This is a genomic window from Ottowia pentelensis, from assembly GCF_964341695.1.
Genome location: NZ_OZ224513.1, coordinates 2,897,473 through 2,924,369, shown reverse-complemented (window position 1 = coordinate 2,924,369; position 26,897 = coordinate 2,897,473). Strand labels below are relative to the sequence as shown.

Below are 26,897 nucleotides of genomic sequence, written 5' to 3'. Positions count from 1 at the left end.
GGGCTTACTTCTTGCTGCCCGAGGCGGCGCCGTTTGCGGGGGCACCAGCCGGCGGCGTGGCGGGCACGCCCACGATCTTGGTCGCGGCGGCGTCGAAGGACTTGACGTTGGCCTCGACCGTGGAGCGCGTGGCGTCGATCACCTTTTGCGCCCAGGCATTGCCCGCGTCGCCGCTGAGCGACTGGAATTTGACCGCGGCGGGCGATTCCATGTAGGCGATGACGGTCTTCATCTCGTCTTCGCTCAGCTTGTCCATGAACAGCGGCACCAGCGCCGTTTCGGCGGCCTTGCTCACCTGCGCCTCGATGGCCTTGTGCGTGTTGTCGGCGAACTTCTTCAGCTCGACGTCCAGCTTGTCGCGCACGTCCTTCTGGCGCGCCGGCGGCACGGACTCGTCCAGGCGCTGCGACCAGGCCGACAGGGGCAGTTGCACCGCATCGGCGGTCAGCTGGTTGGCCAGGGCGGCGCCGTCGGACTTGGCCTGCATCTGGGCCAGCTTGGTGGCCATGGCCTTCTTGGCGTCTTGGGCGCTGGCGCCGGTGGATACGGCGCAGAGGGCCACGAACAGGACCGTTGCCGACAGTTTGGGAAAGGAAGTCTTCAAGATGGATTACTCCGTGGGTTCAGTGGTTTGGGGGTCGTCGCCCGCCTCCTGGGCGTCATTTTCCACGATGCGCTGCAAGCCGCTGAGCTGCGTGCCATCGTCCAGCGCAATGAGCGTGACGCCTTGCGTGGCGCGCCCCATCTCGCGGATCTCGCTGACGCGGGTGCGCACCAGCACGCCCTTGTCGGTGATGAGCATGATCTCATCGTCGGCGCCGACCAGCGTGGCGGCCACGACGCGGCCGTTGCGCTCGCTTTGCTGGATCGCGATCATGCCCTTGGTGCCGCGGCCGTGACGCGTGTACTCGGTAATGTTGGTGCGTTTTCCGTAACCGTTTTCGGTGGCGGTGAGCACGCTGGTGCGGGTTTCGGCGTCGGCCTGCGCGGTGCCGGCCTCGCCGTCGGCCACCAGCATGGCGATCACGCTCTGGCCTTCTTCCAGCGACATGCCGCGCACGCCGCGCGCGCCGCGGCCCATCGGGCGCACGTCGTTCTCGTCGAAGCGCACGGCCTTGCCGCCGTCACTGAACAGCATCACGTCGTGCGCGCCATCGGTCAGCGCGGCGCCGATCAGGTAGTCGCCCTCGTCCAGGTCGACGGCGATGATGCCGGCCTTGCGCGGATTGCTGAACTCGGACAGCATGGTCTTCTTGACCGTGCCCATGGACGTGGCCATGAAGACGTAGCGGTCCTCGGGGAAGGTGTGCATCTCGCCCGTCAGCGGCAGCACCACGTTGACCTTCTCGCCCTCGGCCAGCGGGAACATGTTGACGATGGGCCGCCCGCGCGAGCCGCGCGAGCCCGAGGGCACCTCCCACACCTTGAGCCAGTACACCCGGCCGCGGTTGGAAAAGCACAGGATGTAGTCGTGCGTGTTGGCGATGAAGAGCTGGTCGATCCAGTCGTCTTCCTTGGTCGCCGTGGCCTGCTTGCCGCGCCCGCCGCGCTTTTGTGCGCGGTATTCGGACAGCGGCTGGGCCTTGATGTAGCCGGTGTGGCTGAGCGTGACCACCATGTCGGTGGGTGCGATCAGGTCCTCGGTGGCCAGGTCCTGCGCGTTGGGCTCGATGGTGGAGCGGCGCGCGCCGGCCTTGGTCTGGCCGAACTCGGTGCGCAGCGCGGTGAGCTCCTCGCCGATGATGGCCGAGACGCGCTCGGGCCGCGCCAGGATGTCCAGCAGGTCGTCGATCTGCGCCATCACGTCCTTGTACTCGGCGATGATCTTGTCCTGCTCCAGCCCCGTCAGGCGCTGCAGGCGCATTTGCAGGATCTCCTGCGCCTGCGTGTCCGACAGGCGGTACAGGCCGTCGGCCTGCAGGCCGCACTGGCGGTCCAGGTCGTCGGGCCGGTAGTCGTCGGCGCTGATGAGCACGCCATCGGCGCGCGTGCGCGTGAGCATCTCGCGCACGATCTGGCTGTCCCAGCTGCGCGCCATCAGCTCGGCCTTGGCCACCGGCGGCGTGGGCGACTCGCGGATGATGCGGATGAACTCGTCGATGTTGGCCAGGGCGACGGCCAGGCCTTCGAGCACGTGGCCGCGCTCGCGCGCCTTGCGCAGGTCGAACACGGTGCGCCGCGTCACCACCTCGCGCCGGTGCTGCAGGAAGACGTCGAGCAGGTCCTTGAGGTTGCACAGCCGGGGCTGACCGTCGATCAGCGCCACCATGTTGATGCCGAAGGTGTCCTGCAGCTGGGTCTGCTTGTACAGGTTGTTCAGCACCACCTCGGGCACTTCGCCACGCTTGAGCTCGATCACCAGGCGCATGCCCGACTTGTCCGACTCGTCCTGGATGTGGCTGATGCCTTCGAGCTTTTTCTCGTGCACCAGTTCGGCCATGCGCTCTTGCAGCGTCTTCTTGTTGACCTGGTAGGGCAGCTCGTCGACGACGATCGCCTGGCGCTGGCCGCGGTCGATGTCCTCGAAATGGCACTTGGCGCGCATCACCACGCGGCCGCGCCCGGTGCGGTAGCCCTCGCGCACGCCCTGGATGCCGTGGATGACGCCGCCGGTGGGAAAGTCCGGCGCCGGGATGATCTCCATCAGCTCGTCCAGGCTGGCCTCGGGCTGGCGCAGCAGGTGCAGGCAGGCGTCCACCGCCTCGTTCAGGTTGTGCGGCGGAATGTTGGTGGCCATGCCCACCGCAATGCCACCCGAGCCGTTGACCAGCAGGTTGGGCAGGCGCGTGGGCAGCACCAGCGGCTCGGTCTCGCTGCCGTCGTAGTTGGGGCCGAAGTCGACGGTTTCCTTGTCGATGTCGGCCAGCATCTCGTGCGCGATCTTGGCCAGGCGGATTTCGGTGTAGCGCATGGCGGCGGCGTTGTCGCCGTCCACGCTGCCGAAGTTGCCCTGGCCGTCCACCAGCATGTGGCGCAAAGAAAAGTCCTGCGCCATGCGCACGATGGTGTCGTAGACCGCGCTGTCGCCGTGCGGGTGGTACTTGCCGATCACGTCGCCGACGATGCGCGCCGACTTCTTGTAGGGCCGGTTCCAGTCGTTGTTCAGCTCGTGCATGGCGTACAGCACGCGCCGGTGCACGGGCTTGAGGCCATCGCGCGCATCGGGCAGCGCCCGGCCCACGATCACGCTCATGGCGTAATCCAGATAGCTTCGCCGCATCTCCTCTTCGAGCGTGACCGGGAGGGTTTCCTTGGCGAATGAAGTCATATATATGCAGGCGTGCCGTGCGGGCGAAAACCGATGATTTTAGGGGCTTTGGGTTGTTGCTTGAAGGCAACGGAACAGCGAATTTCGGGCCCGGCTGCGGGCTTGCGGGCCCCGTTTGCTTCGGTTTGCGCGGGGACGTGTGGCACAATCAATTTCAGCGTTTTCGGTGGTGGTCACTTGAAGCGTCCGTTTTTCGCAGCCCGGCTGCGGCTTTTTCCCATGAGGAGAATCATGAACAAACTGAACAAAATCGCGGTCTTGTTTGCCTCTGCTGCCATCGCTACGGCTGCTGTCGCGCAAGTGAAGGCTGCCAATGGCGGCAACGTCATCGACAACTGGCAAAACGGCACCGGCGAGCTGGTCTGGAAGAACGGCACCAACGAACTGTGCTGGCGTGATGCCAGCTGGACGCCCGCCACCGCGGCCGTCGGCTGCGACGGCGCCCAGGAAGCGCCCAAGGCGGCTCCGGCCCCGGCTGCTGCGCCCGCCCCGGCTGCTGCGCCCGCCCCGGCTCCTGCCCCGGCTCCGGTCGCCGCCCAGAAGGTCACCTTCGCCGCCGACGCGTTCTTCGATTTCGACAAGGCCGTGCTCAAGCCCGAAGGCCGCGCCAAGCTGGATGACCTGGTCAGCAAGATCAAGGGCATCAACCTGGAAGTGATCATCGCCGTCGGTCACACCGACTCCATCGGTTCGGTGGCCTACAACCAGAAGCTGTCGGTGCGTCGCGCCGAGGCCGTCAAGGCTTACCTGGTGTCCAAGGGCATCGAGCGCAACCGCGTCTACACCGAAGGCAAGGGCAAGTCGCAGCCCATCGCCAGCAACAAGACCGCCGCCGGCCGCGCCAAGAACCGTCGCGTCGAGATCGAAGTGGTCGGTACGCGCGCCAACTGATCGTTTCGTCGATCCATCGGTCGCTGATTCCGGTTATCCGGAATCACCCGCAAAAGCCTTGGAGGCACAAGCCTCCAAGGCTTTTTGTTTGCTTCGCTTGAGCGGGTATCGAGCGGTGTCTTTGCACCCGGCGTCACGAGGCGGATCGGGTGGCGTGGGACAATCGCGCCATGTCCGCAAGCAATGTCGATCAGGCCGAACTGGCCAAGTTTTCTGCCCTGGCCCACCGCTGGTGGGACCTGGACGGCGAATTCGCCCCCCTGCACCAGATCAACCCCCTGCGCCTGGACTGGATCGACCGCATCCACTCCCTGAACGGCACCCGCGTCGTGGACGTGGGTTGCGGCGGCGGCATCCTGGCCGATGCCATGGCCCGCCGTGGCGCCGACGTGCTGGGCATCGACCTGGCGGAAAAGTCCCTCAAGGTCGCCCAGCTGCATGCGCTGGAGGCGCAAACGCCGCGCGTGGCTTACCGCGCCGTTGCGGCCGAGGACTTGGCCGCCCAGGCGCCGGGCACGTTCGACGCCGTCACCTGCATGGAAATGCTGGAGCACGTGCCCGACCCCGCCTCGGTGGTTCGCGCCTGCGCGGCGCTGGTCAAGCCGGGCGGAACGGTGTTTTTCTCCACCATCAACCGCAACCCGCGCTCGTTTGCGCTGGCCATCGTGGGTGCCGAATACGTGCTGAGCTTGGTGCCCCGCGGCACGCACGAATACACGCGCTTCATCCGACCGAGCGAACTGGCGCGCTTTTGCCGCGAGGCGGGCCTGGATTTGCAGCGCAGCAGCGGCCTCGCCTACAACCCCGTGTCGCGCCGCTACCGGCTGACGGATGACTGCGCGGTCAACTACATGGTCGCCGCCCGCAAGCCGGTGCGCGCCACGCCGTGATGCCCTCGCGCGGCGTGCGCTGCGTGCTGTTCGACCTCGACGGCACCCTGCTGGACAGCGCCACCGACCTGGGCCACGCCGCCGACGACATGCGGCGTGCGCGCGGCCTGCCGTCATTGGCCCCGGAGCAATATCGCAGCAGCGCCGGCTCGGGCGCGCGCGGCATGCTCAAGGTGGCCTTCGGGCTGGCGCCGGCCGACCCCGGCTATGGTGATCTGCGCGACGAATTTTTGCTGCGCTACGAACAGGTCATGACGCAGACCACCCGACCCTTCGACGGGGTCGAGCGGCTGGTCCAGGCGCTGCGCGAACGCGGTCTCGACTGGGGCGTGGTGACCAACAAGGCGGCGCGCTTCACCCTGCCGCTGACGGCCAGCCTGCCGCTTTTCGCCAGCGCCCGCGTCATGGTGTGCGGCGACACCACGCCTCACCTCAAGCCGCACCCCGCCTCCCTGATCGAGGCCATGCGCCAGGCCAGTGCGGCGCCGGCGCACTGCATCTACGTGGGCGACGACGAGCGCGACATGCAGGCCGGCAAGGCGGCCGGCCTGCGCACCGTCGCGGCCCGCTATGGTTACCTGGGCGCGCAGGCCCGGGTCGACGCCTGGCCGGCCGATGCGGTGATCGACCAGCCGATCGAGCTCTTGAACTGGCTCGATTCGGCCTAAAATGTCAGGTTCCAGGGGCTGCATTGGTTTCGACGTGGGTTGGAATCGCCTCAGGGCATGCCGAGGTTCAGTCACCTCGTAAAACCGCTGAAACAAACTAACTGCAAACGACGAACGTTTCGCACTCGCCGCCTAAACACCGGTGAGCCTCGCAACAGCAGGCCGATGGGCTGGGCAAGGGCGGCGCAAGCCGTCCCGGCTGCGAGGGAATCCACATCGGCTGGCCTGCATCCGGGTGCCTTGGGCGCAGGCGAGATTCAAGGGCACTGGCTGCCCGCATAGCGTGCGACTGCGCGATGCGGGTGGCGAGACTCAAATCAGACCGCTAAGCATGTAGAACTGGGCGTGGAAGATTTGCGGACGGGGGTTCAAGTCCCCCCAGCTCCACCATATGTCAAGCCCCAACCGGCAACGGTTGGGGCTTTTGTTTGGTGCCCGCCATGCCTTCGCCCACCTTTCTCTGGCACGACTATGAAACCTTTGGCACGCGGCCGCGGCGCGACTGGCCGGCGCAGTTCGCGGCCATTCGCACCGATGCCGAGCTGAACGAGATCGGCGCGCCCCTGATGCTGTACTGCCAGCCACCGCAGGATCGCCTGCCCGAGCCCGAGGCTTGCCTGATCACCGGCATCACGCCGCAGGAGTGCGCCGCCAAGGGCCTGCCCGAGCATCGCTTTGCCGAGCAGGTCAACGCCGCGCTGGGGCAGCCGGGCACCGTCGGCGTGGGCTACAACTCGATTCGCTTCGACGACGAGGTGACGCGCTTTCTGCTGTGGCGCAACCTGATCGATCCCTACGCGCGCGAGTGGCGTGACGGCTGCGGGCGCTGGGACCTGCTCGATGTGGTGCGCTGTGCCCACGCGCTGCGGCCCGAAGGCATCGAGTGGCCCCAGGCCGACGACGGCACCACCTCCTTCAAGCTGGAGCGCCTGTCGGCCGCCAACGGCCTGGCGCACGAGAGCGCGCACGACGCGCTGTCGGACGTGCGCGCCACCATCGCGCTGGCGCGCCTCGTCCGCGGCACCAACCCGCGGCTGTTCGACTTTTGCCTGGCGCTGCGCAAGAAGGACCGCGTGGCGCAGGAGCTGGGCCTGCCCACCACGCTGCGCGAGGCGCGGCCCTTTCTGCACGTCAGCGGCCGCTTCGGCGCCGCGCGCGGCTGCATTGCGCTGATGGCGCCGCTGGCGATGCACCCCACCAACAAGAACGAGCTGCTGGCCTGGGACCTGGCCTTCGACCCGAGCGAGCTGGCCGAGCTGAAACCCGACGAGGTGCGCGCGCGCCTGTTCACCGCCACGGCCGACTTGCCCGAGGGCGTGACGCGCCTGGCGCTCAAGGGCGTGCACCTGAACAAGTCGCCCATCGTCATCGGCAACGTGAAGACCTTGCGGCCCCAGCAGGCCGAGCGCTGGGGCATCGACTTCGGCCTCGCGCAGACGCACCTGGATCGGCTGCGCGCCTTGCCCGACCTGAGCGCGCTGTGGGCCGAGGTCTATGCGCGCCCCGGCGATAGGGCCGCGGTGGACGTGGACGAGGACCTGTACGGCGGCTTTCTGGGCGATGCCGACCGGCGGCGTTTGAGCCAGTTGCGCGCGCTCGATGCGCGCGAGCTGGCCGTCGCGCGCACCGGCTTCGACGATGAGCGCCTGGCCGAGCTGCTGCTGCGCTACCGGGCGCGCAATTTCCCCGACACCCTGAGCGCGGCCGAGCAGGCGCAGTGGCAGGCCCACCGCAGCGCGCGTCTGATGGAAGGCGAAGGCGGGGCGCTGACCATCGCGGCGCTGTTCGACCGCATCGACGCGCTGGCCGAGCAGGTGGACGACGAGCGCGGGCAGGGCGTGCTGCAGGCCCTGTACGAGTGGGGCGAGCAGTTGGCGCCCGAGAGTTGAATAGCTATCAAAAGCGAAGCTGTCCGCGCTTGATGGACGCGCGCCATGGCCTGATTTCTTTTGAATCGGCCGCGCGTTCGCGTCGCTTGTGATGCTGGGCTGGCCCTCGACCGGCCGATGCAGCGCCCACGGCCGCAAGGGCCCGGTCGCGTGTTGGCATACTCGCAAGGGCCCTGCCGGGCCCGACCTCGCGCGCGTCGCAGCGCGCGGACCGGTTCTGCATCGCCCCATTTCAACTTCAAAACACCCAGGAGACCGACGCATGAGCACCCAGACCAAGTACCTGCTGCAGGAAAGCCAGCTGCCCAAGTTTTGGTACAACATCCAGGCCGATCTGCCCAAGCCCATGCCGCCGGTGCTGCACCCGGGCACCCTGCAGCCCATCGGGCCGGACGATCTGGCGCCGCTGTTTCCGATGTCGCTCATCCTGCAGGAGGTGAGCACCGAGCGCGAGATCGAGATTCCCGAGCCGGTGCGCGAGGTGTTTCGCCTGTGGCGGCCGGCGCCGCTGTTTCGCGCCCACCGGCTGGAGCAGGTGCTGGGCACGCCGGCCAAGATCTTCTACAAGTACGAGGGCGTCAGCCCCGCCGGCAGCCACAAGCCCAACTCGGCCATTCCGCAGGCCTTCTTCAACGCGCAGGCCGGCGTCAAGCGCCTGTCCACCGAGACCGGGGCGGGGCAGTGGGGCAGCTCGCTGGCCATGGCCGGGCAGATGTTCGGCCTGGACGTGACGGTCTACCAGGTGCGTGTGAGCTACGACCAGAAGCCCTATCGCCGCGCGCTGATGGAGACCTATGGCGCGCGCTGCATCCCCTCGCCCAGCAACGAGACCGAGTACGGCCGCGCGGTGCTGGCCCAGCGCCCCGACCACCCGGGCAGCCTGGGCATCGCCATCAGCGAGGCGGTGGAGGTGGCGGCCAAGAACGAGGACACCAAGTACGCGCTGGGCTCGGTGCTCAACCACGTGCTGCTGCACCAGACCATCATCGGCCTGGAGGCGATGGAGCAGATGCACATGGCCGACGCCTGGCCCGACGTCATCGTCGGCTGCACCGGCGGCGGCAGCAACTTCGCCGGCCTGGCCTTTCCGTTCATCGGCCACGGCCTGCGCGGCGGCGCCAAGCCACGCATCGTGGCGGTGGAGCCCGCCGCCTGCCCCAGCCTCACGCGCGGCAAATATGCATACGACTTCGGCGACACCGCGCACCTCACGCCGCTGACCAAGATGCACACCCTGGGCAGCACCTTCACGCCGCCGGGTTTTCACGCCGGCGGCCTGCGCTACCACGGCATGGCGCCGCTGATCAGCCACTGCAAGCAGCTGGGCCTGCTGGACGCCGTGGCCTACACGCAGAACCAGTGCTTCGAGGCCGGCGTGCAGTTTGCGCGCGCCGAAGGCATCGTGCCGGCGCCCGAGGCCAACCACGCGGTGCGCGGCGCCATCGAGGAGGCGCTGCGCTGCAAGCGCGAGGGCAAGGCCGAGACCATCCTGTTCAACCTCAGCGGCCACGGCCACTTCGACATGAGCGCGTACCAGGCCTACTTCGCGGGCGGCCTGAAGGACGAGCACTACGACGAGAACGAACTGGCGCAGGCACTGTCGGGGCTGCCGTCGGTGCCCGCCTGAGGCGCGTCGGCGCGGGCGCGCCGCGTCAGCGTTGCCTTCAGCCGTGCCCGGCGTCGAAGATTTCGAGCAGCCGGTCCAGCCCGCCCAGGTCGATCGCCACGTGCGCCTGCTCGCGCACGCGCGGCTTGGCGCGGTAGGCCACCGACAGGCCCGCGGCCTGCATCATCTCCAGGTCGTTGGCGCCATCGCCCATGACGATGGCCTGCGCCGGCGAGCAGCCGATCAGGCTGCAGGTGTCCAGCACGGTCTGGCGCTTCATGGCGCCATCAACGATGTCGCCCCAGTCCTGCAGCAGCACGCGGCCGGTAAGGCGGCCATCGACGATCTCCAGCCGGTTGCTGCGCGCGAAGTCCAGCGCCAGGCGCTCGCGCAGGCGGTCGGCGAAATAGCTGAAGCCGCCGCTCACCAGCAGCACCTTCAGCCCCGCCGCCTTGCAGGCCAGCACCAGCTCGGCCGCGCCGGGGTTCAGGCGCAGGCGGGCGCGGTAGACGTGGGCCAGCTGTGCCTCCTCCACGCCCGCCAGCAGCGCCAGGCGCCGGCGCAGGCTGTCCTTGAAGTCGCTGATCTCGCCGCGCATGGCCGCCTCGGTGATGGCGGCCACCTCGGCCTTGCGGCCGGCGGCATCGGCGATCTCGTCGATGCACTCGATGTTGATCAGCGTCGAGTCCATGTCGAAGGCGATCAGCTTGTAGTCGGCCAGGCGCAGGGGCGGGCGTACGCCGCGCAGCACCAGGCCGGGGCTGAATTCGCGGGCGGGCGAGGGCAGGGAGGGGGCGGTCATGGACTATGAATGTGATAGCTGCTGGCGCACCATCCATGGGCGCGAGAGGCCGATTTAGCTTGGATTCTACCGATCGGCGCCGCGCGCGAAGCCGAACAGCTGGTGCAGCGGACGCGTCTCGGGCAGCACGTAGACCACGCCGGCCTGGCGGCTGAACAGCGGGTCGATGCGGCGGTCGTAAAAGCGCTCGGGCACGTTGATGCAGCCGAACGAGATGCGCTTGTCGGCCGTGCCCGGCGTGCGCAGGCGCGCGGGGCGGTGCTCGCCCGGCACGTCGCGCACGCGGTGCATGGACAGCGCGGCCTCGTAGTCCAGCCACACGATGTCCTCGCCGTGCGTGTTGCGCCCCGGCTCGGTCACATAGCGGCCGGCGGCGGTGATCTTCTCGGACGGCTTGACGCGCGACAGCGGCCGGCTGCCGATGTCGGGCGGCGCCACGTCGCCCGGGGCCTGGCCCACCAGCACCGGACTTTGCCCCAGCAGCCGCCCGCGCGCGTCGAACACCCACACGGTGGCGGCCGGCTTGTCGACCACGGCAAAGGCGCGCCCGCGCGCGTCGTGGCTGCGCACCACGTCCTCGGCAAAGCGCTGCGCGCCGGCGTCGTCCAGCGCCCAGGCGGCGAAGGCCGGCAGCGCCAGCGCGAGGGCGATCAGGCCAGCGCGCGCATGAACTCGGCGCACAGGGCCTCCATGCCCACCGCGTCGTCGGTGTCGAAGCGTGCCAGGCGGTGGCTGTCCACGTCCCACACGCCCAGCAGCGAGCCGTCGGCGCGCAGCAGCGGCACGACGACTTCGGACTGGGCGGCGCCGTCGCAGTAGATGTGATCGGGAAAGGCCGCCACGTCGGGCACCAGCTGGGTCTGGCGCGACAGCGCCGCCGCGCCGCACACGCCGCGCCCGCGCGCGATGCGCACGCAGGCCGGCGGGCCCTGGAAGGGGCCGACCACCAGGCCATCGCCCTCGGCCAGGTAAAAACCGCACCAGCTGATGTCGGGCAGGGCATGAAACACCAGCGCCGCGAAGTTGGCGACGTTGGCGACCAGGTTGCGCTCGCCGTGCAGCAGGCCCTGCACCTGGCGGGCGAGTTCGCCGTATTGCGCGGGCTTGTCGGTGGCGGTGAGGGGGCGGGCTTCGAACATGGTTGCAGGCTGAACGGCCGGGGAAAGCACCCCCGCTCGGGCCGGATGCAGCCAAGCGCGACGGGGCGCCCCGTATTGTGCTACGCCGCGCTGCCGAGGGCGCCGCGGATCGGGGAGACCGGCTGATGCGTTGTGCGCGGCAGGAAGTCGCCGAGCTGGCCTTGCTTGCGCCGCGCAAGAAGGACCTCGGGGTCGAACTCGACTCCGATCGGGTTCTCGTCGAACCCGGGCCCGGTCATGAAGGCGTTGGCCTTGTCGCCGGATTCGAAGCATTCGACCTGAAATTCCATCTGGTTGCCATCGGGGTCGGCGTAGTACATCGAGACGGAGATGCCGTGGTGCACGCACCAGTAGGGGCGGATGTGTTCGACCTTCAGTTGCTCGTAGTTGTCCAGCAACTGATCGAGCGAGGCAAAGGTGTAGGCCACGTGATCGACGCCGACGAGTCCCTGCTTTTCCGTGTCCGAATGAGCCGGGTCCAGCACGCCCAGGTTCAGGAAGGCGAAGCGATGGTGCTCGTCGTCATACGTCAGGAAGGCCAGGGCCGGATCCTGATGCTGGACATGGGCGCCAAAAACGGTCTGGTACCAGTCGATCATCTGGTCGAAGCGGCGCGTGCGATAGACCACGTGTGCGAACTTGTGGGGACGGATGGGGTTCATGGTTCACCCGGGGGATGTGTGTGGATGGCGCGGGGCCGCGTGACTCGGGCGGCAGGCCAGCATCGCCCCGCACCGGATCGGGGCTGGCCGTGAGCCGGGGGGCGGCGCCCTCAGTGCTGGGCGGCGGGCGTCGGCGGCTGATAGTCCGGAACGCGGTTTGGCACCGCCGGCTGCGCCATCAGGTAGGCGAACATGGCGTGCAGGTCGGCATCGTTCAGCTGGCCGAAGGCCGGCCAGGGCATGGGCGGCATCAGAGGGCGGCCGCTGCCGGCGTGCTTGCCGGTGCGCATGGCCTGCGTGAACTGCTCGGCCGTCCAGCCGGCGAGGCCGGTGGCGTCGGGCGTCAGGTTGGCGGCGTAGCTGACGCCCCAAGGGCCAAAGAAGGCGGTGTTGGTGCCCGCGCCGCCCCAGGCCCAGGGGCTGCCGGCGGGGAGGGCGGGCGGCTGCAGCAGCAGGCCCTGCGGATGGCCCGAGAGGCCGCGCGACAGGTCGGGCTCGGGCCCCTTGGCGCCCATCTTGAGCGGCGTGTGGCAGTCGGCGCAGCCCATGCCGTGCACCAGGTAGGCGCCGCGTGCCACCGGGGTGGTGGTGTCGGCGTTGCCGTTGGTTTGCGCTGACGCCGTGGCGGCGAGGCCGAAGCCAAGGCCGAGCGCCAGCGCGATGCCAAGCGGGGGTGTGTGGCGGGGTCGGACAGGCGAGGACATGCGAAGTCTCCTGATGGGGGTTGAACACGGTTTCTTGACGTTGGCCAACGTCAAGCGCGCCAGTGTGTTCCCAAAGTCCGACAAATTCAAGGGTTATTCAGGCCGGCGCCGGTTCGGCCGCGCGCACCGGCTGCCCCAGGCTGCGCAGCACGTCGCGCACCAGTTGGGCGCGCTCGCGCGGCTCGGGCAGCGCGCGCTCGATGCGCAGCTTGTCGTTGCCCGCCAGCTTGATGGCGCGGTTTTTCTGGATCAGATGGATGATGGCCATCGGGTCGATCGGCGGGTTGGGCTTGAAGTGGATGGCGATGGCGCCCGGCGCCGCGTCCACCTTGGTCACGCCGTAGGGCTGGCTGGCCACGCGCAGGCGGTGCACGTCGATCAGGGTTTGCGCCTGCGGCGGCAGCTTGCCGAAGCGGTCGACGATCTCCTCGACCAGGGTGTCGATCTGCTCGTTGCTCCTGGCGGTGGCCAGCTTCTTGTAGAAGGACAGGCGCAGGTGCACGTCGCCGCAGTAGTCGCTGGGCAGCAGGGCGGGCGCGTGCAGGTTGATGTCGGTGGCCGCCTGCATGGGCGCCAGCAGGTCGGGCTCCTTGCCAGCCTTCAGACTGCGCACGGCCTCGGCCAGCATTTCGTTGTAGAGCTGAAAGCCGATCTCCATCATGTTGCCGCTCTGGTTTTCGCCCAGCACCTCGCCGGCGCCGCGGATCTCCAGGTCGTGCATGGCCAGGTAAAAGCCGCTGCCCAGCTCCTCCATCTGCTGGATCGCCTCCAGCCTTTGCTCGGCCTGCTTGGTCAGGCTCTGCACGTCGGGCACCATCAGGTAGGCGTAGGCTTGGTGGTGGCTGCGGCCCACGCGCCCGCGCAGCTGGTGCAGCTGCGCCAGGCCGAACTTGTCGGCGCGCGCGATGACGATGGTGTTGGCCGTGGGCACGTCGATGCCGGTCTCGATGATGGTCGAGCACAGCAGCAGGTTGAAGCGCTGGGCCACGAAATCGCGCATCACGTGCTCCAGCTGACGCTCGGGCATCTGGCCGTGGGCGATGGCGATGCGCGCCTCGGGCAGGATCTTTTCCAGTGCCTGGCGGCGGTTCTCGATGGTCTCGACCTCGTTGTGCAGGAAGTAGACCTGCCCGCCGCGTTTCAGCTCGCGCAGCACCGCCTCGCGGATGGTGCCGTGGCTTTCGCTGCGCACGAAGGTCTTGATGGCCAGACGCCGCTGTGGCGCGGTGGCGATCACGCTGAGGTCACGCAGCCCCTCCAGCGCCATGCCCATGGTGCGCGGGATCGGCGTGGCCGTGAGCGTGAGCACGTCGACCTCGGCGCGCAGCGCCTTGATCTGCTCCTTGTGGCGCACGCCGAAGCGATGCTCCTCGTCGATGATCAGCAGGCCCAGGTTCTTGAAGCGCGTTTTCTCGGACAGCAGCTTGTGCGTGCCGACCACGATGTCGACGCTGCCGTCGGCCAGGCCCTTGAGCGCGGCGGTGGTTTCCTTGCCCGAGGCGAAGCGGCTCATCTGCGCCACCTTCACCGGCCACTTGGCAAAGCGGTCTTGCAGCGTCTGGTAGTGCTGCTCGGCCAGCAGGGTGGTGGGCGCCAGCAGGGCCACCTGCTTGCCGCCGGTGACGGCGACGAAGGCCGCGCGCAGGGCCACCTCGGTCTTGCCGAAGCCGACGTCGCCGCACACCAGGCGGTCCATCGGCTGCGGGCTGATCATGTCCTGGATGACGGCGTGGATGGCCGCGCTCTGGTCGGCCGTTTCCTCGAAGCCGAAGTCGGCCGCGAACTGCTCGTAGTCGTGCGGCGAATAGCGAAACGCGTGGCCCTCGCGCGCGGCGCGCCGGGCGTGGATGTTGAGCAGCTCGGCGGCGGCGTCGCGCACCTGCTCGGCCGCCTTGCGCTTGGCCTTTTCCCACTGGCCGCTGCCCAGCTTGTGCAGCGGCGCCTCGTCGGCCGACACGCCGGTGTAGCGGCCGATCAGGTGCAACTGCGACACCGGCACGTACAGCACCGCCTCACCCGCGTATTCGAGGTGCAGGAATTCTTGCGGCGCGGCGCTGCCATCGGGGTTGGTGGCGCCCACGTCCAGGTTGACCAGGCCGCGGTAGCGCCCGATGCCGTGCTGCGCGTGCACCACCGGGTCGCCCACCTTCAGCTCCGACAGGTCCTTGATCAGCGCCTCGACGTCGCTGACCTGCTCCTGCCTTTTGTGCCGGCGCATGGTGGGGCCGGCGGCGAACAGCTCGGTCTCGGTGACGAAGTCGATGCCGCCTTCGACCCAGGCGAAGCCCTGGGCCAGCGCGGCGGTGGCGATGCCGCTTGGCTCGCTGCTGGCCTCGAACTCGGCCAGCGAATCGAAGGCCGGCGGATTCAGGCCGCTGGCGCGCAGAAAGTCCAGCAGGCTCTCGCGCCGGCCCGCGCTTTCGGCCAGCACCAGCACGCGCCGGGCGCCGGCGCGGATGTGCGCCTGCAGGCGCTGCAGCGGATCGTCGGCGCCGCGCTGGGCGGTCAGCTCGGGCAGGGTTTGCGCAAAGGCGCTTTCATTCACGTCGCCCACGCCGGGACGCAAGGCCAGCTGGGGCAGGGGCTTGGCGGCGAGGTAGAAGTCCTCCGCCGACAGGAACAGCGCCTCGGGCGGCAGCACCGGCCGCTCGGGGTCGCCCTGCGCCAGGCGGTGGCGCTCGCGCGTGTCCTGCGTGAACTGCTGGAAGGCCGGCTCCAGGTCGCCGTGCAGCACCAGTGTCGCTTGGTCACCCAGGTAATCGAACACGCTGGCCGTCTGCTCGAAAAAGAGGGGCAGGTAGTACTCGATGCCGGCCGAGGCCACGCCGTGGCCCATGTCCTTGTAGAGGCGGCTCTTGGTCGGGTCGCCCTCCAGCAGCTCGCGCCAGCGGTGCCGAAAGCGCGCCTGCGCCGCCTCGTCCAGCGGAAACTCGCGCCCCGGCAGCAGGCGCACCGCCGGCACCGGGTACAGGCTACGCTGCGTGTCGGGGTCGAAGGCGCGGATCGAGTCGATCTCGTCGTCGAACAGGTCGACCCGAAACGGCTGCGGCGAACCCATCGGAAACAAGTCGATCAGCCCGCCGCGCACCGCGTATTCGCCGGGGCTGACCACCTGCGTGACGTGCTGGTAGCCGGCCAGCGTGAGCTGGCTTTTCAGCGCCGCCTCGTCCAGCTTTTGCCCCTGCTTGAAGTCGAAGGTGTAGGCCGCCAGGAAGCTGGGCGGCGCCAGGCGGTACAGCGCCGTGGTGGCCGGCACCAGCACCACGTCGGTCTGGCGCTGGCGGATGGCCCACAGCGTGGCCAGGCGCTCGCTGATCAGGTCCTGGTGCGGCGAAAAGCTGTCGTAGGGCAGGGTCTCCCAGTCCGGAAACAGCGTCACGCGCAGCGCGGGCGCAAAGAAGGCCAGTTCGTCTTGCAGGCGGCGCGCGTCCGAGGCGTCGGCCGTGACGATGGCGGTGAGCCGCCCGGCGGCGCGCTCGCGCTCGGCCAGGCGCGCCAGCGCCAGCGCGTCGCTGGAGCCGGGCGGGCGCGGCAGGGCATGGCGTTTGCCGGGAATGAGCTTGGGCAGTTGCATCGCGGGTGAAACAGCAAAAACGACAAAAACCCCCGGCCGGCTGGGACGGGGGTGGTCAGGGTGATTTTAGTGATTTGGGGCTTTTTCGCCATTTTTCAAGCCAAACGGGGCTCTGGCGCCCATCGAGCAAGCGCGAGCAGCTATCAGGTTGATAGTAATTCCGGCCAGCCCGAGCACCCGCGCTGCGCCCGCCGACGCGCCGCCCTATAGTCCCCCTTCCACCGCAGAACCCGAAGGCCGACCATGACCGATGCATCCCCCTCTCTTGCCGCGCGCTTCGGCAGCGGCCAGGCCGTGCGCCGCCTGGAGGACGATGCGCTGCTGCAGGGGCGCGGGCGCTACACCGATGACCTGGGGCAGCCCGGCGACGGCTGGGCCGTGTTCGTGCGCTCGCCGCACGCGCATGCGCTCATCACCAAGGTCGACGCCGACGCGGCGCGCGCCATGCCCGGCGTGCGCGGCGTGTTCAGCGGCGCCGACCTGCAGGCCGCCGGCGTGCCGGCCATGGCCACGGGCGCGCCCTTCAAGCGCGCCGACGGCAGCGACTGCGCCAGCCCCGCGCGCCACCCGCTGGCGGTGGGCGCCGCGCGCTTCGTCGGCGAGGCGGTGGCGCTGGTGGTGGCCGACAGCTTGCAGCAGGCGCGCGACGCCGCCGAGGCGGTGTGGGTGGACTACGCCGAGGCGCCGGCCGTGCCCAGCCTGGCGGCGGCCCTGCGTGCCGAGGCCGTGGTCACGCCCGCGGCGCCCGACAACATCGCCTGCGAGGCGCGCCATGGCGACGCCGAGGCGGCGCAGCTGGCCTTCGCGCAAGCTGCTCACGTGGTCAAGCTGGATTTGACGCACCAGCGCGTGGCGGCGCTGACGCTGGAGCCGCGCAGCGTGCGCGCCGCCTGGGACTCAGGCGAAGGCCGGCTGGACATGCACCTGTCCTCGCAGATGCCCACCGGCGTGCGTGCCGCCGTGGCGGCCGCGCTGGGCCTGGCGCCCGAGGCGGTGCGCGTGCGCGTGGGCGACGTGGGCGGCGGCTTCGGCATGAAGACCGGCGCCTACCCCGAGGACGTGGTGGTGGCCTGGGCCGCGCGCGCCACCGGTCGACCGGTGCGCTGGGCGGCCGAGCGCAGCGAGGAATTCCTTGCCACCACCCATGGGCGCGACCTGCAGGCGCATCTTGAATTGGCGCTGGCCGCCGACGGCCGCATCCTCGCGCTGCGCGTGCACTCGCACGCCAACGTGGGCGCCTATGCGCTGGGCACGGGCGTCGCCATCCAACTCTTGATCGGCCCCTGGGTGCAGACCAGCGTCTACCACGTGCCGGTGATCGACTTTCACTTCCGCGCCGTGCTGACGCACCAGGCGCCCACCGGTGCGTATCGCGGCGCCGGCCGGCCCGAGGCCATCTTCAACATCGAGCGCCTGATGGACGAGGCGGCGCGCCAGACCGGCATCGACCGCGTGCAGCTGCGCCGGCGCAACTTCATCCGCCCCGAGCAGATGCCCTACACCAACCCCATGGGCCAGACCTACGACGTGGGGCGCTTCGAGCATGTGCTGGACCAGGCCCTGCCGCTGGCCGACTGGGACGGCTTTGCCGCGCGCGCCGCCGCATCGAAGGCGCGCGGGCGGTGGCGCGGACTGGGCATCGCGACCTTCCTCGAATGGACGGGCGGCAATGCCTTCGAGGAGCGCGTGACGGTGGACGTCAAGGGCGACGGCTTCATCGAGGTCTATTCGGCCGTCAACCAGATGGGCCAGGGCATCGCCACCTCGCTGGCGCAGCTGGTGGTCGACGCCTTCGACGTGCCGATCGAGCGCGTGCGCGTGGTGCTGGGCGACACCGACCGCGGCAACGGCTTCGGCAGCGCGGGCTCGCGCTCGCTGTTCACCGGCGGCTCGGCCATGCACACCGGGGCCGAGCGCACGGTGCAGGAGGCCCGGCAGCTCGCCGCGCGCGAGCTGGAGGCCGCGCCCGAGGACATCCGCTACGCCGCCGGGCGCTTTGCCGTGGCGGGCACCGACCACGCGATCGACCTGTTCGAGCTGGCCGGGCGCCAGCCGGGCGGCCACATCTGGGTCGAGCACACGCACACCGTGGCCGGCCCCACCTGGCCCAACGGCGCGCACGTCTGCGAGGTCGAGCTGGACCCGCAGACCGGCGTTGTGCAGCTGCTGGCCTACGCCAGCGTCAACGACGTGGGGCGCGTGGTCAACCCGCTGATCGTGCGCGGCCAGCTCGACGGCGGGGCGGTGCAGGGCATCGGCCAGGCGCTGCTGGAGCGCGTGGTGTACGACGCGTCGTCCGGCCAGCTGCTGACCGGCAGCCTGATGGACTACGGCGCACCGCACGCCGACGACATCGCCGCCCGCTTCAGGACCGAGATGGACCAGTCCACCCCCTGCACCAACAACCCCATGGGCGTGAAGGGCGTGGGCGAGCTGGGCACCATCGGCGCCACGCCCTGCGTGGTCAACGCCGTGGCCGACGCGCTGGCGCGTGCCGGCCGGCCCGAGCTGGCGCCGCGCCTGCAAATGCCCTTGAGCCCGGCGCGGCTGTGGGATTTGATGCGTGGGGCTTGAACCCGGTTTTCAAGCCAAACAGGCCGTTGGCGCCCGCTGAACCAGCGCGACCAGCTATCAATATAATAGTTACCCATGCCGCTCGATGCCCCCCGCTGCCTTGCCCTGCTGCCTTGCGCCGGCAGCGGATCGCGCGCCGGCACCGGGCTGCCCAAGCAGTACCAGCCGCTGGCCGGCCGGCCGCTGGTGCGGCACACGCTGGCGGCGCTGACGGCGGTGCCGCGCATCGCGCGCGTGCTGGTGGTGGTGGCGCCGGGCGATGCGCGCCTGAGCAATTTGGGCGCGCCGGTCGAGGTGCGCGCCTGCGGCGGCGCCACGCGGGCCGAGAGCGTGTTCAACGGCCTGGGCTGGCTGCTGGCTGCCGGGGCCGCGCCCGCCGACTGGGTGCTGGTGCACGACGCCGCGCGCTGCCTGGTCACCCCGGCGCAGATCGAGACGCTGATCGACGCCTGCTGGAGCGACCCGGTGGGCGGCCTGCTGGCGCTGCCGCTGGCCGACACGCTCAAGCGCGCCGAGGGCGGGCGCGTGGCGGCCACGCTGGAGCGCGAGGGCAGCTGGCTGGCGCAAACGCCGCAGATGTTTCGCCTGGGCGCGCTGCATGCGGCGCTGGCGGCGCATGCCGGCAGCGGCTTTGCCGGCATCACCGATGAGGCCAGCGCCATCGAGGCCGCCGGCCAGCGACCGCTGCTGGTGCGCGGCAGCGCGCACAACCTCAAGGTCACGTATCCGGAGGACTTCGCCCTGGCCGAGGCCATCTTGCGGAGCCGCGCGGCATGAGCGCCGACTGGACGCCGCCCGCGTTTCGCATCGGCGAAGGCTGGGACGTGCACGCCCTGGTGCCCGGCCGCCCGCTGGTGATCGGCGGCCTCACCCTGGCGCACACGCACGGCCTGCTGGGCCACTCGGACGCCGACGTGCTGCTGCACGCCATCACCGACGCGCTGCTGGGCGCCGCCGGGCTGGGCGACATCGGCACGCATTTTCCGGACAGCGACGCGCGTTTCAAGGGCGCCGATTCGGCCGCGCTGCTGGCCGAGGCCCTGGCCCGCGTGCAGGCCGCCGGCTGGCGCGTGGGCAATGTCGACGCCACGGTGGTGGCGCAGGCGCCGCGCCTGGCGCCGCACCGCGCGGCCATGGTGGCGCGCATCGCGGCGCTGCTGGGCGTCGAGCCGGATCGAGTCAACGTCAAGGCCAAGACGGCCGAGCGCCTGGGGTCGGTGGGGCAGGGCGCGGCCATCGAGGCGCGCGCGGTGCTGCTGCTGGTGCGGTAACGGCCCTACGCCGAGCCGGGCGCCGAGTCGGGCCCGTCGCCGTCGGCGCGGCGCAGGCGGATGGTGGCCATCAGGCCGCCGCTGGGGTGGTTGGCCAGCTGCAGCGTGCCGCCCATGTTCTCGATCATCTTGACGACGATGGACAGGCCCAGGCCCGAGCCCGTGGCCGAGGTGCGCGCGCTGTCGCCGCGAAAGAAGGGGCGCGTCAGCATGGGCAGCTGGTCGGGCGGCACGCCCGGGCCCAGGTCGCGCACGCGCAGCACCACCCAGGGGTCCTGCGCGAGGGCGGCGATGCGCACGCGGGTGATGCCGTCGTCGGGCGACTGGCCGTAGCGGCGCGCGTTCTCCAGCAGGTTGGACAGCACGCGCGTCAGCTCGATCTCGTCGGCGACCACGCGCAGCTGCGGCGACACCGTCACCTGCACCTGCATGTCCTCGTGCACGGCAAAGGGCTGCACGGCGGCTTGCACCAGCACGGCCAGCGGCATCGGCGCCAGCGCGATGTGGTCGGGCCGCGCGTAGTCCAGGAACTTGCCGATGATGGTGTCCACCTGCGTGATGTCGGCCGCCATGTGCTCGCGCGCCTCGGCGTCGGGCACGCTCATTTCGGTTTCCAGGCGCAGGCGCGCCAGCGGCGTGCGCAGGTCGTGTGAGACGCCGGCCAGCATCTCGGCGCGGTCCTGCTCGATCAGCGACAGCTGCTCGGCCATGCGGTTGAAGCTGATGTTGACCTCGCGGATCTCGCTGGCGCGCGTGCTTTCGTCCAGGCGCGAGTGCATGTAGTTGCCCTCACGCACGCGCGCGGCGGCAATCGACAGCTGCTTGAGCGGCCGGTTGATGAAGCGCGCCAGCACCGCCGCGCCGATCACCGACACCGCCCCCAGGGTGGCCAGCCACAGCAGCCAGGTGGGCCCGCCCAGCAGGGCGCCCACGCGCGAGCGGTCCATCAGCAGCCAGTACGAGTCGCCCTCGATCGAAAAGCCCACCCACAGCCCGGTTTCGCCGTTGACGTTGCCAGCCACCACGGTGCCCGCGCCCAGGCGCGTCACCAGTTCGTGGCTGATGCGCTGCTCCAGCCGGTTTTGCGCGAAGGGCGTGTACTTGTCGCCCGGCTCGCGCGGCAGGATGCGCACCTTTTCCTGGTCGGCCAGGGTCTTGATGAGCGACACGCGCGCGATGGCGTCGGAGTGGATCAGCGCCGCGCGCGAGAGGTTGACCAGCGAGGCGATCTGCTGCGCGTTGGCCAGCACGCGCGGCTCGTACTCCTGGGTGCGAAACAGCTGGTACCAGCCCCAGGCGCTGGCCAGCAGCAGCACGCTCAACAAAAAGAAGGTGCGCCAGAACAGGCTGAGGCGCCAGCGCGGCGCCGGCGTCCGCTCGGCCTCGAGCGGCACGTTCATCGAGTCGGCCGGATCGAGCGGCGCGGGGTGGCTGGCGCCGGGTTCGGTGGGAAGGTCGATCTGGGTCGGCGCGGCCGTCGTCATCGCAGGGCCAAGGCGGCGAGGCCGGTCAGGCGTTGCCGTCGGGCACGAACACGTAGCCCACGCCCCACACCGTCTGGATGTAGCGCGGGCTGGCCGGGTCCTGCTCGATCAGCTTGCGCAGGCGCGAGACCTGCACGTCCAGGCTGCGGTCGAAGGGCTCGAACTCGCGTCCGCGCGCCAGCTGGGCCAGCTTTTCGCGCGACAGCGGCTGGCGCGGGTGGCGCACCAGCGCCTTGAGCATGGCGAACTCGCCGGTGGTGAGCGAGATTTCCTCGCCGTTCTTGTGCAGCGCCCGCACACCCAGGTCGAACTGGAAGGGGCCGAAGGCGACCGATTCGTCCTCGGCCGAGGGCGCGCCCGGTGCTTCCTGCGGCGGGCGGCGGCGCAGCACGGCGTGGATGCGCGCCAGCAGCTCGCGCGGGTTGAAGGGCTTGCCCAGGTAGTCGTCGGCACCCACTTCGAGGCCGACGATGCGCTCCACGTCCTCGCCCTTGGCCGTCAGCATGATGACCGGGGTCTTGTCGCCGGCCGCGCGCAGGCGCCGGCACACCGACAGGCCGTCCTCGCCCGGCATCATCAGGTCGAGCACGATCAGGTCGATCGCCTCGCGCAGCATGATGCGCGCCAGCGCCTTGGCGTCCTCGGCCACGATGACCTCGAAGCCTTCCTGCGCCAGATAGCGGCGCAGCAGGTCGCGAATGCGCGCGTCGTCGTCGACGACCACGATCTTGTCGGTTCGATTGACTGCCTGGTTCATCTTTTGAATGGACGGGTCGGTCCGATTTGTAACAGGCCCATTGTGACCTCGATGCCACAGGGTTCGACGCGTGGCGGCGCTGGATTTTCAGCATGTTACATCTGTTGCCCCAGGCAGGCGCGATCGACAGGACGCTCACGGCCGGCCCGTGCGATCGTCGCAGGTGGCAGGTGAAATACATGAAGTTCGTGATGTTTGTCGGTGCGGCGCTGCTGGGCGCCATGATGGGGTCGGTGCCGGCGGCGGCGCAGATGGCGCCCGTCCCCACCGACGAGGCTGGCGCGCGCGCCGCCAGCGAGGACAAGGCCGTCCAGCGCCTGCCGCAGCGCAGCCCCTTGTGGATGGCCGTCGAGGCCGAGTACCGCCAGCGCGGCGCCGAGCGCTCGGTGGACGACCGGCGGCTGACGGCGGCCCAGCGCCAGGAGCTGCGCGAGCAGATCCGGCGCGGCAGCGGCGCGGCGCCCAGCGCGGTCGTCAGCCCGGTCACCGACGCGCGCTCGGCCCGCTGAGCCGCGGCACCTGAACGCGACTGCGCGCGGGTGGCGGCTATCATCGTCCGCAGCCCGCGCCGCCTTGGCACCGGCACCTCAATTCACCGGGATACCCGCGCCATGCGCATGATCTTGAACACCTCGATGGCCTTGGCCCTGGGCCTCGGCTGGGTCACGGCCCAGGCGGCCGGCATCCAGAACCTGGCCGTGGCCGGCGCGGCCGCAGCCGCCTCCGCAGGCCCGGCCAACGTGCTGCAGCTGTCGGCCAGCGGCCAAGCCGAGGCGCCGCAGGACCTGCTGACGCTCACCCTCGCCACCACGCGCGAAGGCACCGATGCCGCGGCCGTCCAGAATGAGCTGAGCCAGACCGTCGACCAGGCGCTGGCCGCCCTGCGCAAGGATTCCCAGGCCGGCCAGATGGAGGTGCACACGGGCGAGTTCAGCGTGCTGCCGCGCTACGACCGCGAAGGCCGCATCAACGGCTGGCAGGGCCGCGCCAGCGTGGTGCTGCAGGGGCGCGACTTCACCCGCATCACCCAGGCGGCGGCGCGTGCCAGCGCCATGAGCGTGGCCGGCATGGGCTTCGGCCTGAGCCGCGAGCAGCGCGAGCGGCTGGAAGGCCAGGCGCAGGCGCAGGCCATCGCGCGCTTTCGCGCCAAGGCGGGCGAGATCGCGCGCGCCTTCGGCTTTGCCGACTACACGCTGCGCGAGGTCGCCATCAGCAGCGACGAGCAGGGCGATGCGCCGCGCCCCTACGGCCTGAACCGCGTGGCCATGGCCTCGGCCGCCCCCGTGGCGCCGCCGGTGGAGCCGGGCCGCGGCATCGTGCACGTCACGGTGTCGGGCTCCGTCCAGGCGCGCTGATTGGGTGTCAAAAAGGCCGCTGGCGCTTGATGGACAAGCGCGAGAAGCTATTATATTGATAGTATTTCAATCGGCAACCCCTGCACCGCGCGCGCAGTGACGCGGCTGCAAGGGCCGCGGGCTTTGATTTAGGATGCAGGCGAAAACCCCGCCGTGTCACGGGCGCCTTGTCGTCGCGCATCCATCATGTCCGAGCCCACGCTGCACCATCTCGACTGTCCCGGTTCGACCGGCCAGCACCGCCTGGCATGGTGGCAGTGGGGCGCGGCGCAGGCGCCGCACCTGATCGTCTGCGTGCACGGGCTGACGCGCCAGGGGCGCGACTTCGACGTGCTGGCGCGCGCGCTGGTGGCACGCGCCGCCGCGCAGGGCGGTAGCGTGCGCGTGGCCTGCCCCGACGTCGTCGGGCGCGGGCAAAGCGCCTGGCTGCCAGACCCCATGGGCTACCAGTACCCCACCTACGTGGCCGACACGCTGAGCCTGCTGGCCCGACTGCACGCGCAGGCGCCGGTCGCCGCGCTGGACTGGGTGGGCACCAGCATGGGCGGCATCATCGGCATGCTGGTGGCGGGCACGCCCGGCCTGCCGCTGCCGGTGGCGCCTGGGCGGATGGTGCTCAACGACGTCGGCCCCAGCATCGAATGGCTGGCCATCCAGCGCATTCAGGAGTACGCGGGCAAGGCGCCCGAGCGCTTTGACTCGGTGGAGGCGGCGGCGCGCTACCTGCGGGCGCTGTCGCTGGGCTTCGGGCCGATCCCGGATGCCGACTGGCTGAACCTGACGCGGCCCATGCTGCAAGCCTTGCCCGGCGGCGGCTGGCGCCTGTGCAGCGACCCCGCCATTGCCGTGCCCATGGCCAGCCTCACGCGCGACGCGCTGGCGCAGGGCGACGCCATCCTGTGGCGGGCCTACGAACAGATCGCGGCGCAGGTGCTGCTGCTGCGCGGCGCCGACTCGGACCTGCTGTCGCCGGACACCGCGCGCCGCATGGGCGAGAGCGGGCCGCGCGCGCGCCTGATCGAATTCGCCGGCGTGGGCCACGCGCCCATGCTGATCGCCGACGACCAGGTGCGGGCGGTGACGGACTTTCTGCTGCCCACGGCGGGAGCGCGCCCATGAAGCTCGCCGCCCCCCTCACTGCTGCCTCCGGCGCGCCGCTGGCCGGCGTGGTCGCGGCCGTCAACGAGCCCGATCCGCAGGCCGGCGTGCGCGGGCGTGCGCGCAGCTTTGCCGAGCCCCTGCTGGCGGGCGAAACCACGCCCTCGGGCGAGAACCTGCTGGCCCACGCCGACGCGGTGGCCGACATCCTGGCCGGCATCGGCGGCGCCGAGACCATCCAGGCCGCGGCCTACCTGAGCTATGCCTGCGCGCAGCTGAACCGCCCCGACGAGGTGATCGGCAAGGTCTTCGGCGACAACTTCGCCCGCCTGGCGGTCGAAACCGCCAAGCTGGAGCAGGTGCAGCAGCGCTCGCGCGCCGGGCGCGCCGAGCTGCCCTCGGACTCCGAGCTGGCCGGTCAGCAGACCGAGGCGGTGCGCAAGATGCTGCTGGCCTTCTCGCGCGACCTGCGCGTGGTGCTGCTGCGCCTGGCCTCGCGCCTGCAAACCCTGCGCTGGTGCACGGCGCAGCGCCTGCCGCTGGCGCCCAGCGTGCTGCGCGAGGCGCACGAGGTGTTCGCGCCGCTGGCCAACCGCCTGGGCATCTGGCAGATCAAGTGGGAGATGGAAGACCTGATCTTCCGCGCCCAGGAGCCCGACACCTACCGCCAGATCGCCGGCCTGCTGGACGAAAAACGCAGCGAGCGCGAGGCCGCGCTGGAGCAGCGCCGCGCCCAGATCGAGACCGCGTTGCGCGCCCAGGGCATCGACGCCGCGGTGAGCGGGCGGCCCAAGCACATCAGCTCGATCGTGCGCAAGATGCGCGGCAAGGGTCTGGATTTCGAGCACGTGTTCGACGTGCGCGCGCTGCGCATCATCGTGTCCAGCGTGGCCGACTGCTACGCCGCGCTGGACTGGGTGCACCAGCACTTCGCCCCGGTGCCGGGCGAGTTCGACGACTACATCGCCAAGCCTAAGGTCAACGGCTATCAGTCGCTGCACACGGTGGTGCGCGATGCCGACGGCCGCGCCTGGGAAATCCAGATCCGCACCCGCGCCATGCACCAGCACGCCGAGCACGGTGTGGCCGCGCACTGGGCCTACAAGGAGGCCGGCGCCAAGGGCTACGTCGGCGTCAGCGCCGCCAGCCAGTACGACGCCAAGATCGCCGTGCTGCGCCAGCTGCTGGCCTGGGAGCGCGACCTCTCTGGCGCCGCCCAGCACGGCCTGCTGGACGACCGCATCTACGTGCTGACGCCCGAGGCCGCGGTGGTCGAGCTGCCGGCGGGCGCCACGCCGGTGGACTTTGCCTACACCGTGCACACCGACCTGGGCCACCGCTGCCGCGGCGCGCGCGTCGACGGCGCCATGGTGCCGCTGAACACCGCGCTCAAGAACGGCCAGACGGTGGAGATCAGCGCCGCCAAGGAGGGCGGGCCCTCGCGCGACTGGCTCAACGCCGAGCTGGGCTACCTGGCGTCCAGCCGCGCCAAGGCCAAGGTGCGCGCCTGGTTCAATGCCCAGCACGCGCGCGAGACCACCGCCCGCGGCCGCGAGATGGTCGAAAAGCTGCTGCAGCGCGAAGGCCGCACCGCGCTGGCGCTGGACCAGCTGGCCGCCAGCCTGGGCTTCAAGACGCCCGATGCGCTGTTCGAGACCGTGGGCAAGGACGAGCTGTCGCTGCGCAGCATCGCCACCGCCCTGCATCCGCCCGAACCCGCGCCCGACGCCGACGCCCAGCTGCTGCAGCGCAAGGCCCCGGCCGAGGCCGGCGGGCGCGGCGGCGTGCTGGTGGTGGGGCTGGACTCGCTGCTCACCCAGCCGGCGCGCTGCTGCAAGCCGGCACCGCCCGACCCCATCGCCGGCTACGTCACGCGCGGGCGTGGCGTCAGCATTCACCGGCGCGACTGCCCCAGCTTTCGCGACCTGCAGGCGCGCGACCCCGAGCGCGTGATCGAGGTGGCTTGGAGCACGCCGGCCACCGGCCGCGCGCCGGCCTATCCGGTCGACGTCTCGGTCGAGGCGGTGGACCGCCAGGGCCTGCTGCGCGACATCTCCGACGTCTTCGCGCGCGAGAAGATGAACGTCATCGGCGTGCAGACCCAATCCGTCAAGGGCTGGGCCCAGATGACCTTCACCGTCGAGGTGGCCGACACCGGCCGCCTGGCCCAGGTGCTGCACGGGGTGCGCGACGTGGCGGGGGTGCGGCGCGCGCGCCGCAAATGAGGGGCGGGAGAGGGGCCGGAAGAGGGCAGCCGATTTGCTA

General features: G+C 70.3%; 22 protein-coding genes and 1 other RNA gene. 13 read left to right on the top strand and 10 right to left on the bottom strand.

The window, feature by feature from the left end:
- Positions 1–4: 4 nt before the first annotated feature.
- Positions 5–604: a hypothetical protein gene (locus ACWHMB_RS14085; RefSeq protein WP_293220802.1), complete on the bottom strand. Its 600-nt coding sequence runs from the start codon at positions 602–604 to the stop codon at positions 5–7.
- Positions 605–610: 6 nt separating this feature from the next.
- Complete coding sequence (gene gyrA / locus ACWHMB_RS14080) at positions 611–3,268, bottom strand: DNA gyrase subunit A (RefSeq protein ID WP_377481005.1); 2,658 nt, start codon at positions 3,266–3,268, stop codon at positions 611–613.
- A 231-nt stretch (positions 3,269–3,499) separates the two neighbouring features.
- Here gyrA and ompA point away from each other — a divergent pair, with 231 nt between their 5' ends.
- From ompA to ACWHMB_RS14050, 6 genes are all read left to right on the top strand, one after another.
- Positions 3,500–4,159, top strand: coding sequence for an outer membrane protein OmpA (gene ompA / locus ACWHMB_RS14075; protein WP_377481042.1), 660 nt, complete (start codon positions 3,500–3,502; stop codon positions 4,157–4,159).
- Between the two features lie 170 nt (positions 4,160–4,329).
- Positions 4,330–5,049, top strand: a complete 720-nt coding sequence (ubiG, locus tag ACWHMB_RS14070; protein ID WP_377481002.1) for a bifunctional 2-polyprenyl-6-hydroxyphenol methylase/3-demethylubiquinol 3-O-methyltransferase UbiG — start codon at positions 4,330–4,332, stop codon at positions 5,047–5,049.
- Complete coding sequence (locus tag ACWHMB_RS14065) at positions 5,049–5,717, top strand: HAD family hydrolase (RefSeq protein WP_377481000.1); 669 nt, start codon at positions 5,049–5,051, stop codon at positions 5,715–5,717. Before ubiG ends, ACWHMB_RS14065 begins: the two co-directional genes overlap by 1 nt.
- Before the next feature lie 14 nt (positions 5,718–5,731).
- Positions 5,732–6,107, top strand: a transfer-messenger RNA (tmRNA) gene (gene ssrA / locus ACWHMB_RS14060).
- 50 nt (positions 6,108–6,157) lie between these two features.
- Positions 6,158–7,606 carry an exodeoxyribonuclease I gene (gene sbcB, locus ACWHMB_RS14055; RefSeq protein ID WP_377480997.1) on the top strand — a complete coding sequence of 483 codons (1,449 nt, stop codon included), beginning with the start codon at positions 6,158–6,160 and terminating at the stop codon, positions 7,604–7,606.
- A 262-nt stretch (positions 7,607–7,868) separates the two neighbouring features.
- Positions 7,869–9,233, top strand: a complete 1,365-nt coding sequence (locus ACWHMB_RS14050) for a TrpB-like pyridoxal phosphate-dependent enzyme (RefSeq protein WP_293220754.1) — start codon at positions 7,869–7,871, stop codon at positions 9,231–9,233.
- A 37-nt stretch (positions 9,234–9,270) separates the two neighbouring features.
- Here ACWHMB_RS14050 and serB read toward each other — a convergent pair whose 3' ends face one another.
- From serB to mfd, 6 genes are all read right to left on the bottom strand, one after another.
- Positions 9,271–10,014, bottom strand: coding sequence for a phosphoserine phosphatase SerB (gene serB / locus ACWHMB_RS14045; RefSeq protein ID WP_377480994.1), 744 nt, complete (start codon positions 10,012–10,014; stop codon positions 9,271–9,273).
- Between the two features lie 66 nt (positions 10,015–10,080).
- Positions 10,081–10,695, bottom strand: a complete 615-nt coding sequence (locus ACWHMB_RS14040; protein WP_377480991.1) for a hypothetical protein — start codon at positions 10,693–10,695, stop codon at positions 10,081–10,083.
- Positions 10,665–11,153: a GAF domain-containing protein gene (locus ACWHMB_RS14035; protein WP_377480987.1), complete on the bottom strand. Its 489-nt coding sequence runs from the start codon at positions 11,151–11,153 to the stop codon at positions 10,665–10,667. Before ACWHMB_RS14035 ends, ACWHMB_RS14040 begins: the two co-directional genes overlap by 31 nt.
- Positions 11,154–11,233: 80 nt before the next feature.
- The gene (locus ACWHMB_RS14030; protein ID WP_293220765.1) at positions 11,234–11,815 is read right to left on the bottom strand and encodes a VOC family protein; all 582 of its coding nucleotides are present in this window, start codon (positions 11,813–11,815) and stop codon (positions 11,234–11,236) included.
- Between the two features lie 110 nt (positions 11,816–11,925).
- A complete protein-coding gene (locus ACWHMB_RS14025) occupies positions 11,926–12,519 on the bottom strand; it encodes a diheme cytochrome c-553 (protein ID WP_377480984.1) in 594 nt (197 codons plus the stop codon).
- Positions 12,520–12,616: 97 nt separating this feature from the next.
- Positions 12,617–16,093: a transcription-repair coupling factor gene (gene mfd, locus ACWHMB_RS14020; RefSeq protein ID WP_377480981.1), complete on the bottom strand. Its 3,477-nt coding sequence runs from the start codon at positions 16,091–16,093 to the stop codon at positions 12,617–12,619.
- A 243-nt stretch (positions 16,094–16,336) separates the two neighbouring features.
- Between mfd and ACWHMB_RS14015 the strand changes: the two genes are divergently transcribed.
- From ACWHMB_RS14015 to ispF, 3 genes are all read left to right on the top strand, one after another.
- A complete protein-coding gene (locus ACWHMB_RS14015; protein ID WP_377480979.1) occupies positions 16,337–18,667 on the top strand; it encodes a xanthine dehydrogenase family protein molybdopterin-binding subunit in 2,331 nt (776 codons plus the stop codon).
- 75 nt (positions 18,668–18,742) lie between these two features.
- A complete protein-coding gene (gene ispD, locus ACWHMB_RS14010) occupies positions 18,743–19,444 on the top strand; it encodes a 2-C-methyl-D-erythritol 4-phosphate cytidylyltransferase (protein ID WP_377480976.1) in 702 nt (233 codons plus the stop codon).
- Entirely contained in the window at positions 19,441–19,938 is a 498-nt protein-coding gene (gene ispF / locus ACWHMB_RS14005) for a 2-C-methyl-D-erythritol 2,4-cyclodiphosphate synthase (protein WP_377480973.1), read from the top strand. The genes ispD and ispF overlap by 4 nt, the downstream gene beginning before the upstream one ends.
- A gap of 5 nt (positions 19,939–19,943) precedes the next feature.
- On the opposite strand, the gene ACWHMB_RS14000 is transcribed toward ispF, so the two are convergent.
- Both ACWHMB_RS14000 and ompR read right to left on the bottom strand, forming a co-directional pair.
- Entirely contained in the window at positions 19,944–21,422 is a 1,479-nt protein-coding gene (locus tag ACWHMB_RS14000) for a sensor histidine kinase (RefSeq protein WP_377480970.1), read from the bottom strand.
- A 25-nt stretch (positions 21,423–21,447) separates the two neighbouring features.
- Complete coding sequence (ompR, locus tag ACWHMB_RS13995) at positions 21,448–22,179, bottom strand: osmolarity response regulator transcription factor OmpR (protein ID WP_377480967.1); 732 nt, start codon at positions 22,177–22,179, stop codon at positions 21,448–21,450.
- A 179-nt stretch (positions 22,180–22,358) separates the two neighbouring features.
- Here ompR and ACWHMB_RS13990 point away from each other — a divergent pair, with 179 nt between their 5' ends.
- The 4 genes from ACWHMB_RS13990 to ACWHMB_RS13975 all read left to right on the top strand — a co-directional run bounded on the left by ACWHMB_RS13990 (position 22,359) and on the right by ACWHMB_RS13975 (position 26,857).
- Positions 22,359–22,688: a hypothetical protein gene (locus ACWHMB_RS13990; protein ID WP_293221435.1), complete on the top strand. Its 330-nt coding sequence runs from the start codon at positions 22,359–22,361 to the stop codon at positions 22,686–22,688.
- Positions 22,689–22,796: 108 nt separating this feature from the next.
- Positions 22,797–23,534, top strand: a complete 738-nt coding sequence (locus tag ACWHMB_RS13985) for an SIMPL domain-containing protein (protein WP_377481039.1) — start codon at positions 22,797–22,799, stop codon at positions 23,532–23,534.
- 186 nt (positions 23,535–23,720) lie between these two features.
- The gene (locus ACWHMB_RS13980; RefSeq protein ID WP_293221439.1) at positions 23,721–24,653 is read left to right on the top strand and encodes an alpha/beta fold hydrolase; all 933 of its coding nucleotides are present in this window, start codon (positions 23,721–23,723) and stop codon (positions 24,651–24,653) included.
- On the top strand, positions 24,650–26,857 hold the full coding sequence (locus tag ACWHMB_RS13975; protein WP_377480964.1) for a RelA/SpoT family protein: 2,208 nt from the start codon (positions 24,650–24,652) through the stop codon (positions 26,855–26,857). Before ACWHMB_RS13980 ends, ACWHMB_RS13975 begins: the two co-directional genes overlap by 4 nt.
- The last annotated feature ends 40 nt before the right edge of the window (positions 26,858–26,897 follow it).